Genomic DNA, 16,190 nt, shown 5'->3' with positions numbered 1-16,190 from the left:
ATTAGAATCGCCGGGCGTCGCGAAGCGCGCCCGGTGGGCCGGGCATCTTTCCGCCAGTCCCTGTGGCGTCGGTCTCGGCCGTACCTTAGGGTACGACGCTCGCCCGCCGCCTTGGTCCTGACGAAAACCTGCTCGGCAGAACTGCTTTCATTTAACAATGAAGCGCTCAAAGTTCTTGTGCGACGCAAGAGACTGACGCTATTCATAGTCTTTGCGGATGAACATGGGACCGACGTATGACCGAAATTCCGCATAAGCCGCCGTTCGGCGTCAGGCTACGAAACAATTTCCTGACCGGGCTCATCATCTGTGCCCCGATTGCCATTACCATCTGGCTGACCTGGACCTTCATCCGTTGGGCCGACAGCTGGGTCAAGCCGCTTATCCCCGCGCGCTATAGCCCCGAGAACTACCTGACATTCGCTGTGCCCGGCTTCGGGCTTCTGGTTGCCCTTATCCTCATCACGATCGTCGGATTTCTCGGCAAGAACCTGATCGGCCGCACCATTGTCGAGGCGGGCGAGTCGGTGCTGGACCGGATGCCGCTCGTGCGCTCGATCTACAAGGGCCTCAAGCAGATTTTTGAAACGGTTCTCCGCGAGCGGACGAATTCCTTCAAGAAGGTCGGGATGATCGAGTATCCGTCGCCGGGGTTCTGGTCCGTGGTTTTTGTCGCAACAGACGCTCAAGGGGAGATCGCCACGCGCTTCAGCGACAAGGGCATGGAAATGGCGGCGGTCTTCCTGCCGCCCACGCCGGTGCCCACGGCCGGCTTCCTGATCTTCGTGGAGAAGAAGAAGATCATGGAACTCGACATGTCCACCGAAGACGCGGCCAAGCTGCTGATTTCGGGGGGTCTGGTCACCCCAAAATGGTCGCCCAAACAGCTACCGGCTCCGCCATCGATTTCCGCCGCCTGATCAGCCAGCTTTCAGGAACCGGATCGCCTCGTCGCGCCGGAAGAGATAAAGCAGGACGCGGATCGCCTCGCCGCGCGGGCTTTGCAGCTCTGGATCGCGATCGAGCAGATAGTGCGAATCCTTGCGCGCGATCTCCAGGAGGTCGCCATGCGCCTCAAGGCTGGCAATGGCGAAGCCCGGCGTGCCGGACTGTTTCGTGCCGAGCAATTCGCCTTCGCCGCGCAGCCTGAGATCCTCTTCGGCGATCAGAAAGCCATCCTCGGTCTCGCGCATGATCTTGAGCCGCGCCTCGGCATTCTGGCTGAGCTTGCCTGAATAAAGCAGGATGCAACTCGACGCCTCGCTGCCGCGACCCACCCGGCCCCTGAGCTGGTGGAGCTGGGCGAGCCCGAAGCGTTCGGCATGCTCGATAACCATGATCGTGGCATCGGGGACGTCGACGCCGACCTCGATCACTGTCGTCGCGACCAGCAGTCGCGTCTCGCCGCGCTTGAAGCCGGCCATGACGGCGTCCTTCTCAGGACCGCTCATCCGGCCGTGAATGAGCGCGACCTGCTTGCCGAAGAACTGCGAGAGCACCGCATGCCGCTCCTCGACCGACATCAGGTTGCTCTCTTCGGTCTCCTCGACCAGCGGGCAGATCCAATAGACCTTGCGTCCCTCGGCCACGGCTGTCTGCAGGCGATGAACGATCTCCTCGAGGCGCTCTCCGGGCACGATCACAGTCTGGATCGGCTTGCGACCCGCGGGCTTTTCGGTGAGCTTGGAGACATCCATGTCGCCAAAGGCGGCGAGCACCAGCGTGCGCGGGATCGGTGTCGCGGTCATCACCAGCATGTGCGGCGACAGGCCCTTGGAGGTCAGCCGCAGCCGCTGATGGACGCCGAAGCGGTGCTGTTCATCGACGACGGCAAGTTGCAGATTTTGATAGTTGACGCTGTCCTGGAACAACGCATGCGTGCCGATCAGGATCTGAGCCTTGCCGTCCGCGATGCGCTCGAGAATCTCGTCGCGCTCACGGCCCTTGGTACGTCCGGTGAGGATATTGATCTCGACGCCCGTGCCGCGTGCCATCTGGCTAAGGGTCGCAAGATGCTGGCGGGCGAGAATCTCGGTCGGCGCCATAAGCACCGCCTGGCCGCCGGCCTCCACGACCGCAATCATCGCCATCAGCGCAACAACCGTCTTGCCCGAGCCGACATCGCCCTGCAGCAACCTCAGCATGCGATCCTCGCCCGCCATGTCAGCGAGGATATCGGCGATCGCTGCCGATTGGCTCGACGTCAGCGAGAAGGGCAGGGCATCGGTCACCTTCTTCGCCAACAGTCCGGTCGGGCGCACCGGCACGCCGGGGACCTTGCGCAGCCTTGAACGCACCAATGCCAACGATATCTGGCCGGCCAGAAATTCGTCATAGGCGAGCCGGCGCCGGGTCGAGCATTGCGGGTCGATATCCTTCTCGTCCTCCGGATGATGCAGTTGTTTCAGCGCGTCCGCGGTTTGCGGAAAGCGCTGCTGCTTGATCAGGGATTCGTCGATCCATTCCGGCAGATCAGGCACACGCTCGGCCGCCGCTTCGATCGTCTTCCGCAGAACCTTGGGCGAGAGGCCGGCCGTGAGCGGATAGACGGGTTCGATCAAGGGCAGGCTCTGACCCTCCGACAGCCGTGCGACATGATCCGGATGTACCATCGAGACGCGGCCGTTGAACCAGTCCACCTTGCCACTGACCATGACGGTCTCGTCGATCGGCAGCGATTTTTCCAGCCAGTTGCCCTTGGCGCGAAAGAAGACCAGCGCCATTTCTCCGGTATCGTCCTGCAGGAACACGCGATAGGGAACGTTGGCATTACCGCGCGGCGGCGGCTGGTGGCGATCGACACGCGCCGTGACCGTGACGATCGAACCCTGCGGCGCATAGGCGATTCCCGGCTGTTTGCGCCGATCGATCACCGCCGAAGGCGCATGGAAGATCAGGTCGATGATCCGGCAATCCTCGATCGACTCGCGGCCGAGCAGGCGCGCATAGAGCTCGCCCATCTTCGCCCCGATACCGGGCAGCGAAGACAGTGACGCGAAGAGCGGATCGAGAAGGGAAGGGCGCATGGGCTTTTTTCCCAGTTGGAACGTTGATTGGCAAGGCTGACAAGCCGGTTTTCAAAGGATATAGAGAGCGCCGAACGAGAATGGAAAGAACCGCATGGCTCGCACGACATGACCGGCACGACAAGAACCAGCGCCGAACTCGACCCCCGCCGCCGGCGCATTCTCTTCCGCGCCTGGCATCGCGGCATTCGCGAGATGGACCTGATCTTCGGCCAGTTCGCCGATAACGAGCTTCGCCTTATCTCCGGCGCCGATCTCGATGAATTCGAGGCGATCCTGACCGAGGATGACAACGATCTCTTCAAGTGGATATCAGGCGAGAAGGCTTTGCCGGAGCACCTGAATACCCCGCTTTTCGCCCGCATCACCGCCTTCCGGCCGGAGGAAGCATTCAGACCGGACGCCGCCAGCACATGATTTCCGATTTCAACGCCGCCAAGATTCTTGCAGACGACAAGAGCTTCACGCTCGGCAGCGTGCCGCCGGGCATGGAAGCCTTGGTGCTGGCCCAGATGGCGCAGAGCGGCAAGCCGGTCGCCTATGTCATGTCGGACGGTCAGCATATGGCCGATATCGAGCAGATGCTGGCTTTCCACGCGTCCGAAATTCCGGTCCTGACACTGCCGGGCTGGGACTGCCTGCCCTATGACCGCGTATCGCCCGGCACCGATGTCTCCGCCAGGAGACTTTCAGCACTTGCCGGCCTCGTCGCGTTCCAGGCCAAGCGGCATCCGGCAATCGTGCTGACAACAGCCAACGCGCTGGTGCAGAAGCTGCCGCCGCGCGATGCTATGGCTACCATGACGTTCTCGGCGCGCGCCGGCCAACAAATCCGCATGGAAGACATTGCCGCCCAGCTTGAGCGCAACGGTTTCGATCGCACGCCGACGGTGCGCGAGGTCGGCGAATTCGCGGTGCGCGGTGGTATCCTCGATGTCTTCATGCCGGATTCCGAGCAGCCGATGCGGCTCGATTTCTTCGGCGATACGCTCGAAACCATTCGCTATTTCGATCCGGCGACGCAACGTACGACCGGCACCGCAAAGGCACTCGCGGTCAATCCGATGAGCGAGGTGTCGCTCAATCCGGATATGATCAGCCGCTTCCGCAAGAATTACCTGACGATGTTCGGCGCCGCCACACGCGACGACGCGCTCTACCAGGCGATTTCCGAGGGCCGCCGTTTCGCCGGCATGGAGCATTGGCTGCCGCTCTATTACGACCACCTCGACACGTTGTTCGACTATCTCGAGGGCTTCCGGCTGGTTACCGACAACACGCTGCAGGAATCGGTCAACGAGCGCTTCACACTGATCGGCGACTATTACCAGGCACGCCAGGATTCGGCCAGGCAGAAGGGCTCGATGCAGGCGGCGCCCTATAAGCCGGTGCCGCCCGACCAGCTTTATCTGTCAGGCGAGCAGGTCATGCTGTCGCTGCGCGAGCACGGTGCCATCCGTCTGACGGCTTTCAACGAGCCTGATGGCGACGCGCGCAAGGTCGTCAACATCGATGCCCGGCCCGGCATGCATTGGGCGAAGAATGTCGAGAACCAGAGCGAAGAGCGGGTCAACGTCTTCTCGGCCGCGGTGCGCCATATTGCCGACCATCGTGCTAAGGGCGACAAGGTCGTAATTTCGGGCTGGTCCGAGGGTTCGCTCGACCGATTGCTGCAGGTGCTGGCCGAGCACGGGCTCGAAAAGGTCGTGCCGGTTGCGAGTTTGACCGAAGTCCAGAAACTCAAGGCCGGGGAGGCGGGCTCCGCCATCCTCTCGCTGGAAAGCGGTTTTGAAACCGGCAAGCTGGTGGTCATCGGCGAGCAGGATATTCTCGGCGACCGGCTGGTGCGCCGCTCCAAGCGCCGCAAGCGCGCCGCCGATTTCATCTCCGAAGCGACCTCGCTCGAAGCGGGCAGCATCGTGGTGCATGCTGAGCATGGCATTGGCCGTTTCATGGGATTGACCACGATTCAGGCGGTCGGCGCGCCGCATGAATGTCTTGAACTGCAATATGCCGGCGGCGACAAGCTTTTCCTGCCGGTCGAAAACATTGAACTTCTGTCCCGCTACGGCTCGGAAGCCACCGAAGCCCAGCTCGACAAGCTCGGCGGCGTCGCCTGGCAGGCGCGCAAGGCGAAGCTGAAGAAGCAGTTGCTTGCCATGGCCGACGGCCTGATCAAGATCGCGGCCGCCCGCACCATGCGGCACGCGCCGGTGCTGGCTGCGCCCGAGGGGCTCTACGACGAATTCGCCGCCCGCTTTCCTTATGACGAAACCGACGACCAAGCCAACGCGATCGATGCGGTGAAGGACGATCTTGCGGCCGGCAAGCCGATGGACCGCCTGATCTGCGGCGATGTCGGGTTCGGCAAGACGGAAGTGGCGCTTCGCGCGACATTCATCGCCGCGATGAATGGCGGCCAGGTTGCCGTCGTGGTGCCGACGACACTGCTCGCACGCCAGCACTACAAGACATTTACCGAGCGCCTGCGCGGCTTTCCGATCAAGGTGCGGCAGGCCTCGCGCCTTGTGGGCGCCAAGGAACTCAACGAGACCAAGAAGGCGGCGGCCGACGGCAAGGTCGATGTAGTGGTCGGCACGCATGCGCTGTTGGGCGCGGGCGTCAAATTCGCCAATCTCGGCCTGCTGATCATCGACGAGGAGCAGCATTTCGGCGTCAAGCACAAGGAGCGGCTGAAGGAACTGAAGTCGGATGTCCATGTGCTGACGCTCTCGGCGACGCCGATCCCGCGCACGCTGCAACTGGCGCTCACCGGTGTGCGCGAACTATCACTGATCACCACGCCGCCGGTCGATCGCATGGCGGTGCGCACCTTCATCTCGCCATTCGATCCGCTGGTGATCCGCGAGACGCTGATGCGCGAGCATTATCGCGGCGGCCAGAGCTTTTACGTTTGTCCGCGCATCGCCGATCTCGACGAAATCCACATATTCCTCAAGCAGTCGGTACCGGAACTCAAGATCGCGGTCGCCCACGGTCAGATGCCCCCGGGTGAGCTCGACGATATCATGAACGCCTTCTACGACGGCCAGTATGATGTGCTGCTCTCGACGACGATCGTCGAATCCGGCCTCGACGTGCCGACGGCCAATACCCTGATCGTGCATCGCGCCGACATGTTCGGACTGGCCCAGCTCTACCAGATCCGCGGCCGCGTGGGGCGGTCCAAGGTGCGCGCCTTCGCGCTCTTCACGCTTCCCGTCAACCGCCTGCTCACCTCGACCGCCGACAAGCGGCTCAAGGTCCTGCAATCGCTGGATTCGCTCGGGGCCGGCTTCCAGCTTGCCAGCCACGATCTCGACCTGCGCGGCGCCGGCAACCTGCTCGGCGAAGAACAGTCCGGCCATATCAAGGAAGTCGGCTTCGAGCTTTACCAGCAGATGCTGGAAGAAGCGGTGATGGAGATCAAGGGCGACGAGCAAATCTCCGATTCCGGCTGGTCGCCGCAGATCCAGGTCGGCGCGGCGGTGATGATCCCGGAACACTACGTGCCGGACCTCAATCTCCGCATGTCGCTCTATCGCCGGCTTGGCGAGCTCAAGGAGTTGCAGGAAATCGACGGCTTCGGCGCCGAGCTCATCGATCGCTTCGGGCCGATGCCGGTGGAGGTCGAAAGCCTGCTCAAGGTCGTCTACATCAAGTCGCTCTGCCGCACGGCCAATGTCGAGAAACTGGAGGCAGGACCGAAGGGCATCGTCATGCAGTTCCGTGGCCGCGAATTCCCGAACCCAGCAGGTCTGGTGGACTATATCTCACGGCAGGGAACGCTCGCGAAAATCCGCCCCGACCACAGCGTTTTCCTGGCGCGCGATCTCGCAGGCCCGGAAAAGCGCCTGACGGCTGCGGCACAGGTGATGACGCAGATGGCGGGGATCGCAACGAGGGCGGCTTAAGCGTTCGCCTTCATCTCCGCGATCTGCCGGAGCGCATTGGCAAATACATCGACGCCCTGAGCGCCCGAGATGGCATATTTCCCGTCAATGACAAAGAATGGCACACCGGAGACGCCCATGCGTTGGGCATTGGCGATCTCGGTTTTGATTGTATCGCGATCCGTATCCATCGACAGAAGTCTTTCAACTTCGGCGCGGTCCATGCCGCACGCCTCCGCGATATCCGCCAGCACTGAGTGGTCGCCGACATTCCTGCCCTCGACAAAATTCGCGGTGAAGAGCGCATGTGCGACCTTGTCCTGCGTCTCCGGACCAATCTTGCCGGCCCAATGGAGAAGACGATGCGCATCCAGCGTGTTGGGCAGGATCCCGGCCCGTTCGAGCGCGAAGGGCAGGCCGATCTCAGCGCCCAGGCCTTTCAACATCTCATGCGATTGCTTGACGCGTTCCGGTCCGCCAATCTTCTTGGCGAGATAATCGAAAGTGTTGAAGCCCTCAGGCGGTGCGTTGGGTTCGAGCTGATAGGGTTTCCACGCGATATCGGCGACTACCGAATCCCTAACCTCCTCAAGCGCCAGGGCCAGGCGTTTTTGCCCGAGATAGCACCACGGGCAAACCACGTCGGATATGATATCGATTTGAATATGCTGCACTTTACTGATCCTGTTGCGCGCGCTCGTCCCACCATGAGGGCAGGTAAGCACCGTATAATGGCAGATATTCCGGGTGGCCGATATGCTTGCGGCGGGCAACCCACTGTTCACCGATATGATAAAGCGGCACGAGGTAGTGGCCCGAAACCAGCAGGCGATCATGCGCCCGAACGGCGGCCTCGAACTCGTCCTCGCTCTTGGCCGACAGGATGTGCTGGATCATATTGTCGATATCCGGGTTCGATACGCCGGCAAAATTGTCACTGCCAGGCCGATCCCGCGAGAGCGTGCCCCAGCGGGTCATCTGCTCGATACCCGGCGACAGCGAGGCTGAATAGGTCTTGAGGATCATGTCATAGTCGAAGGTCTGGGTGCGTTCCTGATACTGCGCATCCTCCACCGTGCGAATGGTGACTGCAATACCGAGCGCCGCGAGATTACGCTGGTAGGCGAGCACGATCTTCTCCTGATCCTGGTTTTGAGCCAGAATCTCGAAGGCGAGGGGCCTCCCATCTGGCCCCAGCATCCTGCCGCCCGATATCTTGTATCCCGCGGACTTGAAAAGGTCGAAGGCCTGCCGCAGCACTTTGCGGTCGCGACCGGAGGCATCCGTGACCGGCAGACGGTACTTGCCTGAGAGAACTTCCGCCGAAAGCCTGTCCTTCGCCTCGCCCAGCAATTGCAGCTCCAGAGGGCTGGCCGGCACGTCTAAGCTCGACAGGACGGAGTTTTGCCAGAAGCTCTGGGTCCTCACATAGGCATTCTCGAACAGGCTCTTGTTCACCCATTCGAAGTCGAAAGCCAGGGTGAGCCCTTCGCGTATCCTCGGGTCGGCAAAGAGCGGCCGCCTTGTGTTGAAGACCATAGCAAACATGTTGGCGGGCAAGCGTGGCTTGAAACTATCCTTCACCACGGCACCCGAGGTCACCGCGGGAAAATCGTAGCTCCGCTTCCATTTCGTCGGCGAACCCTCCTGGTAGAGATCGACCTCGCCTTTCTTGAAGGCCTCGAAAAGCGAACTGTCCTGCAGGAAATACTCGACCGACACTTCGTCGTAATTGTCGATGCCGACCTTGGACGGTAGATTCCTGGCCCAGTAATTCGGATCGCGCTTGTAGACGATCTTCTCGCCCGGCTTGACCTGCTTGACCAGATATGGCCCGGAGCCGAGTAGCGGCGTCAATGTCGTCTGTTCGAAGCCCTCGATCTTGGTCGCATGTTTCGGCAGCACCGGCGAAAGCGCCAGCAGCAGCGGCAGTTCCCGCGAAGCATCCTTGGCGAGCGTGAAGCGGACGGACCGGTCACCGACCTTCTCCATTTTCTCGACCAGCGCGATCTTGCTGGCAATCAATCGTGTCGAGAACGGCGGGGCGCCATGGTCGCGCATCAACTCGAAGGTGAAAATCACATCTTCCGGCGTTACCGGCTTGCCGTCGGACCACTTGGCCTTCGGATTGAGATTGAACTGGATAAAATTGCGGGCGTCATCCCATTCGACCGTCTCGGCCAACAGTCCGTACATCGTGAAGGGTTCGTCCTTCGCGCGCATCATCAGCGGTTCCACGACGAAATTGCCGAATTCCGGGTCCCACATACCCCGGGCCGTTGTGCGCTTGCCCTTGATGATGAAGGGATTGAGGTTGTTGAAGCTGCCCACGACGCCATAGGAAATCCTGCCGCCCTTCTTCACATCGGGATTGACATAAGGAAAGTGCTTGAAATCGGGTGCGAGGGCAGGGGTGCCGTGCATGGAAATCCCGTGCAGCGGCTCCGCTCCGGCGAGACTTGCGGCAAGCAGGATCGGTAAGAGGGCGCAAAGCAGTCTTAGCACGGGCAATTCCTTGGTTGGGATCCGATTCAGCGTGCCTGAATCTATCAACTGTGGGCCATATATCCAACGGCTGGCGGGAAATTATGAAAATCATCGCCGGGAAGGCTTGGAAAGGCTGGATATATTTCAAACGCCGATGTAACAGGTGCTTCCATTACGCCACCGGGTCATGTATTTGCCTCATTTGACCGTCAGGAGGGCGCAGGTTTCGGGCGGCCAGACCATGCGGCCGGCCCACGGGTTCACGAAACGGGAAAACATTATGAGCTTGAATTTCAAGACCGCCATTGCCGCGCTGACCTTCGCTTCCGCGGCACTCGCTGCGCCGATGACGGCGAACGCACAGCAGCAGCAGCCGCAGGGCTGGTTCAAGGTATGCGACAAGCAGGACGGCAACGAAGTCTGCTCGGTGCGCAACATCATGACCGCCAATACCGGACAGCTGATCACCGCAGTCGCGATCATCGAGGTCAAGGGCAAGGTCAACCGCAAGTTTATGCAGGTGTCGGTTCCGTCGGCGCGTCTGATCCCGCCCGGTCTCCTGATGCAGATCGATGGTGGCAAGGGCTCGAAGCTCGAATACGCCGTCTGCATGCCCGACCTCTGCATCACGGAAATGCCGGTGACCGACGGCATGATCGCCAACCTGAAGAAGGGCAAGGAAGTCGTCTTCACCTCGATCAACTTCCAGCGCGCGCCGAACCCGATCAAGATGTCGCTTCAGGGCTTTACCGGGATTTTCGATGGCCCGGCGATGGAACAGTCCAAGCTCGAAGAGCGCCAGCGCCTGCTGCAGGAAGAAATGCAGAAAAAGGCCGAGGAAGCCCGCAAGAAGCTTGAAGACGCGCAGAACGCTGCCAAGGCGCAGTAATCAATCTTCAGTCAGACCATTTGCAAAGCCCGGGACGCAATTCCCGGGCTTTGTGATTCCGGCATGCGCTTGGTAGGCTGGGACAATCGATTCTGGTTCGCAACGGCACCAATGGAAACTTCGCTTTATATGCCCATCAAGAAATTCCTCGAGGCTGCGGGCTACGAGGTCAAGGGCGAGATCGGCCATTGCGATTTGGTCGGGCTGAGCGAAGCGGATCCGCCGGTGGTGGTGATCTGCGAATTGAAGATGACGTTCAATCTCGACCTGATCCTGCAAGCCGTCGATCGCGCCTCGATTTCCGACGAAGTCTGGATCGCCGCCAGGGTATCGGCCAGAGGCAAAGGCCGTGAGAGCGACAAGCGCTATCGCGATCTCTGCCGCCGGCTCGGCATCGGCATGCTCGGCGTGTCCGATCTCGGCGATGTCAGCATCATCGTCAGTTCGGTATCGCCAATGCCGAGGACCAATCCAAAACGGAAAACCAGGCTGGTCCGCGAGCACCGGAGACGCCGCGGTGACCCGACGGCCGGCGGCGGCTCGAAAGCGCCTATTATGACGGCGTATCGCCAGCAGGCACTGATTTGTGCCGATGCCTTGAAGCAAGGTCCGCTGCGGCCGAGGGACATCAAGGCGCTGGCGCCGGACGCCGGCAAGATCATGCTGAGCAATGTCTATGGCTGGTTCGAACGCATGGGCAAGGGCGTCTACCAACTGACCGAAACAGGCCATCAAGCAATCATTCGCTGGCCACAAGTTCGAGACGCCGCGGAATGATCAGGCATATCAATGCCTAAGCCTTAGTTCCATAATCTATCTTATGCGATCTTAGTTTGCACGTATGGCGCCACCAGTCGAACTGCACTCCCGCATTTAGCCGGCAAACCCTCGCCCCGAGTTTTCAAATGATCAGATTGGCCACGATCTCGTTTTCGGTGATGTCCTCGAAGCCGAGGCCTGCATCGTCGAAGCGCTTCATGAGACCGTCGAAATTCGTGCGATCCTTTGTTTCGATGCCGATCAGGATGGAGCCGAAATTGCGCGCCGACTTCTTGAGATATTCGAACCTGGCAATGTCGTCATCGGGTCCGAGCATTTCGAGGAAGTCGCGCAATGCGCCGGGACGCTGAGGCAGCCTGAGGATGAAATACTTCTTCAGCCCGGAATAGCGCATGGCGCGCTCCTTCACATCGGGCAGACGCTCGAAATCGAAATTGCCGCCCGAGACAATGCAAATGACCGTCTTGCCCTTCAATTGTTCCGGGTCGAAGCTCTCGAGCGCCGTGATCGCCAACGCGCCGGCGGGTTCCAGCACCACGCCTTCGACATTGAGCATGTCGATGATCGTAACGCAGATGGCATTCTCGAATACGAGCCGGACCTGCTTCGGCGAATAGCCGGCCAGCGCCTCGAAATTGTGATTGCCGATGCGTGCGACCGCCGCGCCATCGACGAAGTTGTCGACCTTGGGCAGCGTGACGATAGTGCCCGCCTCCAGGCTTTTCCGCAGGCTTGGTGCGCCGGCGGGCTCGGCAAAAACAAAAGCGTTGTCAGATAATTCCTCGCGCAGGAAGCTTGTAACGCCGGACGACAATCCGCCACCACCGACCGGCATGACGACATAGTCGGGATGGGTCTCGGCCGGCAGCTGCGCCATGATCTCGGCGGCTACTGTCGCCTGGCCCTCGATGATATCGGGATGGTCGAAGGGCGGCACCATGAAGCCGGATGTCTTGTCGGCATAATCCAGCGCCGCTGCATAGCATTGGTCGAAGAAGTCGCCGACCAGCCTTATGGTGATGAACTCGCCGCCGAAAATGCGGGTTTTGTCGATCTTCTGCTGCGGCGTTGTAACCGGCATGAAGACGACGCCCGGCACGCCGAAATGCCGGCAGACATAGGCAAAGCCCTGCGCGTGATTGCCGGCGGAGGCGCAGACGAAGGTACGCCCCTTCCCGTCACGGTCGATCACCTTGCGCATGAAATTGAACGCACCACGAATCTTGTAGGAGCGGACAGGGCTGAGATCCTCGCGTTTCAACCAGATATTCGCGCCATATCGGCTGCTAAGATGCTGATTATGCTGGAGCGGGGTCTCGGGAAACAGCTCGCGCATCACTCTCAGCGCGTCCATCACATCGTCTCTGGTCACGTCCATCGTCCTATCATTTGCCAAGTGACGCTATGACATGACGAACCGAAATGAGGAAGGCGTTTCCGCCCTCCTCGGTACTGATCGGATTAAACACGATGCGTATGTCATGTTGTGGTAGGAGCCGCAGGATCTCCGTCAGACGAACGAGCCGGTTTTCAGCTCTCCGGCTGGGACATAGCTCGCCAGCATCACGCCATTCGGGAACGTCCGCTGCTCCATGAGGTTCAGAGCCTGTGTGACCGTGCCGTCGCCGAACAGGCGTTTGCCCTTACCAAGCAGAACCGGGAATATGAGCAGACGGTATTCGTCGATCAGGTCATGCTCTATCAGCGTCTGGATCAGGTCGGCGCTGCCCTGGATCAGAAGCTCCGGACCATCGCTCGCCTTGAGTTCGCGCAGGGTCGCGACGACGTCACTGCCCAGTGACTGGCTGTTCTCCCAGTCTAGTTTCTGGTGGCCGTGTGTCGCGACGTATTTCGTGACGCTGTTGAAGAGCTTGCCGATCGGATCGTCCGCTCCTTGCTTGGGCCAGTAGCCGGCGAAGATGTCGTAAGTCTTGCGACCCAGCAACAGGTCAAATTTCCTCTCGAACAGTTCGTCCATGACGCCGCCGGTGGCCTCGTCGAAATAGTGGAAGACCCAACCGCCGGCAGTAAAGCCGCTGTCGGTGTCTTCGTCCGGGCCGCCCGGCGCCTGCATGACGCCATCAAGACTGACGAAAACGGCTGCAGTAATCTTCCTCATCATAGTTCTCCTGAAAATCTACCCGACGGGCGTTACCGGCCTAGGACGTTGGCAAAACCAGGCTCCCGACACGACCTCAGAATTATTTCGCTTTGCCAACATGCCGATCTCATGAAACACTCGTTTCGAGGTTGGAGCTATATCAACGGGAGGAAGTACCATGGCAGTCGCATTGCATCCATCCATCGACGGCGGTGTCAAACCGGGCACTGGCAGCTTCGCGGGCGGCACGCTCAGCTGCCTCTGCACGACGCGCACCGTGCGCTTGAAGATCAAGGGCGACGTCGCCCACAATCACGCCTGCGGCTGCACCAAGTGCTGGAAGCCGGCAGGTGCGGTTTTCTCTGTGGTCGCCGTGACCGGGACCGACAATATCGAGGTCACGGAGAATGGCGACAAGCTAGCAGTCGTCGATCCCTCGGCGCTCATCCTGCGTCACGCCTGCAAGGAATGCGGCGTCCACATGTATGGCCCGGTCGAAAAGGACCATGCCTTCAAGGGGTTGAGCTTCGTGCATCCGGAGCGGTTCGCCGAGGCGGGCTCCGCAGCGCCGGGCTTTGCAGCCTTCGTGTCTTCGGTCATCGAGTCGGGTGTCAGCCCGTCGAAAATGGACGGCATCCGGGCGCGGTTCAAGGAACTGGGGCTCGAGCCCTATGATTGCCTGAACCCTGTGCTGATGGATGTGCTTGCCACATTCACCGCCAAGAAAATGGGCACGTTCAAGGAATAGGGCGCTTAGAGCGGGGCGAGGTCACCCCTCGCCCAGCCTTCCTGCGTCTTCGCCATGAAGTCGGCGAAGCGGCCCTCGTCTATTGCCTTGCGGATGCCGCTCATCAGGTCCTGGTAGTAGCTCAGGTTATTCCAGGTCAGCAGCATGCCGCCGAGCGCTTCGTTCGACCGCACGAGATGGTGCAGATAGGCGCGTGAATAATCCCGTGCCGCCGGGCATGACGATTCCTCGTCGAGGGGACGGATGTCCTCGGCGTGCCGGGCATTGCGGATATTGACCTTGCCGCGCCGGGTGAAGGCCAGGCCGTGGCGGCCGGCGCGTGTCGGCATCACGCAATCGAACATGTCGATGCCGCGTGCCACCGATTTCAGGATGTCATCGGGCGTACCGACGCCCATCAGGTAGCGCGGCTTTTCCGTCGGCAGATGCGGGTTGACGGTATCGATCATCTCCAGCATCACATGCTGCGGTTCGCCGACGGCCAGCCCGCCGATCGCATAGCCCTTGAGGTCGAGTGCCTTCAGCGCGTCGGCGCTTTTGACGCGCAGATCGGGCTTGTCGCCGCCCTGCACGATGCCGAACATCGCCTTGCCCGGCTGGTTGCCGAAGGCCACTTTGCAGCGCTCGGCCCAGCGGACCGACATTTCCATGGCGCGCTCGATCTCCTTCACCTCAGCCGGCAGCGCCAGGCATTCGTCGAGCTGCATCTGGATATCGGAACCGAGCAGGCCCTGGATCTCGATCGAACGTTCCGGAGACATGTGATGCAGCGCGCCGTCGAGATGGCTCTTGAAAGTCACACCCTTCTCGTCAAGCTTCCTGAGGCCCGAAAGCGACATGACCTGGAAACCGCCGGAATCGGTGAGGATCGGATGCGGCCAGCGGATCAGTTCATGCAACCCGCCAAGCCGAGCAACGCGTTCCGGCCCGGGCCTAAGCATCAGGTGATAGGTGTTGCCGAGGATGATGTCGGCGCCGGTGTCGCGCACCTGGTCGAGATACATCGCCTTGACGGTGCCGACCGTGCCGACCGGCATGAAGGCGGGCGTGCGGATGGTGCCGCGGGGCATCGAGACCTCCCCTCGCCGCGCCTTGCCGTCGGTCCTGAGCAGCGTGAACTTGAACTCGGTATTCATGGACTTTTCCGGAAAAGGAGGCTGGCATCGCCATAGGAATAGAAGCGATAGCCGGTTTGTATAGCGTGGTGGTAGGCCGCTTTCATCGTCTCGGTACCTGAAAACGCCGAGACCAGCATGAAGAGCGTCGAACGCGGCAGATGGAAATTGGTGAACAGCATATCGACCGCACGGAAACGATAGCCGGGCGTGATGAAGATATCCGTGGCGCCCGACCAAGGATGTATAACGCCGTTTTCGTCGGCGGCGCTTTCGAGAAGCCTGAGCGACGTAGTACCGACCGAAATCAACCGCCCGCCCCGCGCCTTGACCGCGTTCAGCCTTTCGGCGGTCGCGGAATCGACGTAGCCGCTCTCGAAATGCATGACATGGTCTTCGGTATCGTCCGCCTTCACCGGCAGGAAGGTCCCTGCCCCGACATGCAGCGTCACGAAGATCCGCTCGATGCCTTTTTTATCCAGTTTTTCAAATAGTTGCGACGTGAAGTGGAGGCCGGCGGTGGGTGCTGCGACCGCCCCTTCTTCCCTGGCGTAAATTGTCTGGTAATCGGCGCGATCCCGCTCGTCCTCGTCGCGCTTCGAGGCGATATAGGGCGGCAGCGGAATATGGCCGACGGTGGCGATTGCCTGGTCCAGTGCCGGGCCGTGGAAGTCGAAGCGCAGTGTTACTTCGCCCGCATCGCCCTTTTGCTCGACTGTTGCGTCAAGTGTCCCGAGCATGCAGACATCGCCATTATGCCCAAACCGGATCCGGTCACCGGCTTTGATGCGCTTTGCGGGCCGCGCGAAGGCCTTCCAGCGATCTGGTCCCACGCGCATATGCAGCGTCGCCGATACGGTGGACTGGTTGCCGTCGCGCTCGCGGATACCTTCCAACTGGGCGGGGATCACCTTGGTGTCGTTGAACACCAGCGCATCGCCAGGCTTTAGAAAATCAACCAGATCGCCGACATGCCAATCCTGCAGGGATGAGCCATGCGGATCGACCACCAGCAAGCGTGCGGAATCACGGGGACTGGCTGGTCTCAGCGCAATTCGCTCGTCTGGCAGGTCGAAATCGAAGAGGTCTACGCGCATGTCTCGCCCAAAAGAAAACCGCCCCGGCGCATAAGCCCCGGAGCGGCTGATGTC

The 16,190-nt window shown here is 60.7% G+C and carries 13 protein-coding genes; 6 read left to right on the top strand and 7 right to left on the bottom strand.

What is annotated here, in order from left to right:
• Positions 1 to 236 precede the first annotated feature (236 nt).
• Entirely contained in the window at positions 237 to 920 is a 684-nt protein-coding gene (locus IHQ71_RS11220) for a DUF502 domain-containing protein (RefSeq protein WP_258162042.1), read from the top strand.
• Here IHQ71_RS11220 and recG read toward each other — a convergent pair whose 3' ends face one another.
• The gene (gene recG, locus IHQ71_RS11215; protein ID WP_258162041.1) at positions 921 to 3,026 is read right to left on the bottom strand and encodes an ATP-dependent DNA helicase RecG; all 2,106 of its coding nucleotides are present in this window, start codon (positions 3,024 to 3,026) and stop codon (positions 921 to 923) included. It lies immediately after the preceding gene.
• Between the two features lie 108 nt (positions 3,027 to 3,134).
• Between recG and IHQ71_RS11210 the strand changes: the two genes are divergently transcribed.
• Both IHQ71_RS11210 and mfd read left to right on the top strand, forming a co-directional pair.
• On the top strand, positions 3,135 to 3,443 hold the full coding sequence (locus IHQ71_RS11210; RefSeq protein WP_258162808.1) for a succinate dehydrogenase assembly factor 2: 309 nt from the start codon (positions 3,135 to 3,137) through the stop codon (positions 3,441 to 3,443).
• The gene (gene mfd, locus IHQ71_RS11205) at positions 3,440 to 6,940 is read left to right on the top strand and encodes a transcription-repair coupling factor (protein WP_258162040.1); all 3,501 of its coding nucleotides are present in this window, start codon (positions 3,440 to 3,442) and stop codon (positions 6,938 to 6,940) included. Before IHQ71_RS11210 ends, mfd begins: the two co-directional genes overlap by 4 nt.
• Here the strand turns inward: mfd and IHQ71_RS11200 are convergent.
• Positions 6,937 to 7,593: a DsbA family oxidoreductase gene (locus IHQ71_RS11200; RefSeq protein WP_258162039.1), complete on the bottom strand. Its 657-nt coding sequence runs from the start codon at positions 7,591 to 7,593 to the stop codon at positions 6,937 to 6,939. The genes mfd and IHQ71_RS11200 overlap by 4 nt on opposite strands.
• Before the next feature lies 1 nt (position 7,594).
• Positions 7,595 to 9,424 carry an extracellular solute-binding protein gene (locus IHQ71_RS11195; protein WP_258162038.1) on the bottom strand — a complete coding sequence of 610 codons (1,830 nt, stop codon included), beginning with the start codon at positions 9,422 to 9,424 and terminating at the stop codon, positions 7,595 to 7,597.
• Between the two features lie 262 nt (positions 9,425 to 9,686).
• On the opposite strand from IHQ71_RS11195, the gene IHQ71_RS11190 reads away from it, so the two are divergent.
• A complete protein-coding gene (locus IHQ71_RS11190; RefSeq protein WP_258162037.1) occupies positions 9,687 to 10,295 on the top strand; it encodes an invasion associated locus B family protein in 609 nt (202 codons plus the stop codon).
• A 111-nt stretch (positions 10,296 to 10,406) separates the two neighbouring features.
• Entirely contained in the window at positions 10,407 to 11,072 is a 666-nt protein-coding gene (locus tag IHQ71_RS11185) for a DUF2161 domain-containing phosphodiesterase (RefSeq protein ID WP_258162036.1), read from the top strand.
• A gap of 124 nt (positions 11,073 to 11,196) precedes the next feature.
• On the opposite strand, the gene ilvA is transcribed toward IHQ71_RS11185, so the two are convergent.
• Positions 11,197 to 12,453 carry a threonine ammonia-lyase gene (gene ilvA, locus IHQ71_RS11180; protein WP_258162035.1) on the bottom strand — a complete coding sequence of 419 codons (1,257 nt, stop codon included), beginning with the start codon at positions 12,451 to 12,453 and terminating at the stop codon, positions 11,197 to 11,199.
• A 132-nt stretch (positions 12,454 to 12,585) separates the two neighbouring features.
• Positions 12,586 to 13,194 (bottom strand): dihydrofolate reductase family protein, encoded by a 609-nt coding sequence (locus IHQ71_RS11175; RefSeq protein ID WP_258162034.1) that lies wholly within the window; start codon positions 13,192 to 13,194, stop codon positions 12,586 to 12,588.
• Positions 13,195 to 13,354: 160 nt separating this feature from the next.
• On the opposite strand from IHQ71_RS11175, the gene gfa reads away from it, so the two are divergent.
• Positions 13,355 to 13,924 carry an S-(hydroxymethyl)glutathione synthase gene (gene gfa, locus IHQ71_RS11170; RefSeq protein ID WP_258162033.1) on the top strand — a complete coding sequence of 190 codons (570 nt, stop codon included), beginning with the start codon at positions 13,355 to 13,357 and terminating at the stop codon, positions 13,922 to 13,924.
• A gap of 5 nt (positions 13,925 to 13,929) precedes the next feature.
• On the opposite strand, the gene tgt is transcribed toward gfa, so the two are convergent.
• Together tgt and queA are read right to left on the bottom strand one after the other, a co-directional pair.
• Positions 13,930 to 15,060 (bottom strand): tRNA guanosine(34) transglycosylase Tgt, encoded by a 1,131-nt coding sequence (gene tgt / locus IHQ71_RS11165; protein ID WP_258162032.1) that lies wholly within the window; start codon positions 15,058 to 15,060, stop codon positions 13,930 to 13,932.
• On the bottom strand, positions 15,057 to 16,136 hold the full coding sequence (gene queA, locus IHQ71_RS11160) for a tRNA preQ1(34) S-adenosylmethionine ribosyltransferase-isomerase QueA (RefSeq protein WP_258162031.1): 1,080 nt from the start codon (positions 16,134 to 16,136) through the stop codon (positions 15,057 to 15,059). The genes tgt and queA overlap by 4 nt, the downstream gene beginning before the upstream one ends.
• Positions 16,137 to 16,190: the final 54 nt, after the last annotated feature.

Origin of the sequence: Rhizobium sp. TH2 (assembly GCF_024707525.1) — a bacterium.
In the GTDB taxonomy this organism is placed as follows: Bacteria; Pseudomonadota; Alphaproteobacteria; order Rhizobiales; family Rhizobiaceae; genus Rhizobium_E.
Note: the sequence above shows the minus strand (reverse complement) of the source record. Positions and strands in the feature narration are given on the sequence as shown.

What these genes read in the sequence shown, in the direction of transcription:
- IHQ71_RS11220 (WP_258162042.1), top strand. Translation starts at nt 237, where the DNA reads ATGACCGAAATTCCGCATAAGCCGCCGTTCGGCGTCAGGCTACGAAAC.
- IHQ71_RS11210 (WP_258162808.1), top strand. Translation starts at nt 3,135, where the DNA reads ATGACCGGCACGACAAGAACCAGCGCCGAACTCGACCCCCGCCGCCGG.
- gfa (WP_258162033.1), top strand. Translation starts at nt 13,355, where the DNA reads ATGGCAGTCGCATTGCATCCATCCATCGACGGCGGTGTCAAACCGGGC.
- queA (WP_258162031.1), bottom strand. Translation starts at nt 16,136, where the DNA reads ATGCGCGTAGACCTCTTCGATTTCGACCTGCCAGACGAGCGAATTGCG.
- recG (WP_258162041.1), bottom strand. Translation starts at nt 3,026, where the DNA reads ATGCGCCCTTCCCTTCTCGATCCGCTCTTCGCGTCACTGTCTTCGCTG.
- IHQ71_RS11185 (WP_258162036.1), top strand. Translation starts at nt 10,407, where the DNA reads ATGGAAACTTCGCTTTATATGCCCATCAAGAAATTCCTCGAGGCTGCG.
- mfd (WP_258162040.1), top strand. Translation starts at nt 3,440, where the DNA reads ATGATTTCCGATTTCAACGCCGCCAAGATTCTTGCAGACGACAAGAGC.
- IHQ71_RS11175 (WP_258162034.1), bottom strand. Translation starts at nt 13,194, where the DNA reads ATGAGGAAGATTACTGCAGCCGTTTTCGTCAGTCTTGATGGCGTCATG.
- IHQ71_RS11190 (WP_258162037.1), top strand. Translation starts at nt 9,687, where the DNA reads ATGAGCTTGAATTTCAAGACCGCCATTGCCGCGCTGACCTTCGCTTCC.
- ilvA (WP_258162035.1), bottom strand. Translation starts at nt 12,453, where the DNA reads ATGGACGTGACCAGAGACGATGTGATGGACGCGCTGAGAGTGATGCGC.
- tgt (WP_258162032.1), bottom strand. Translation starts at nt 15,060, where the DNA reads ATGAATACCGAGTTCAAGTTCACGCTGCTCAGGACCGACGGCAAGGCG.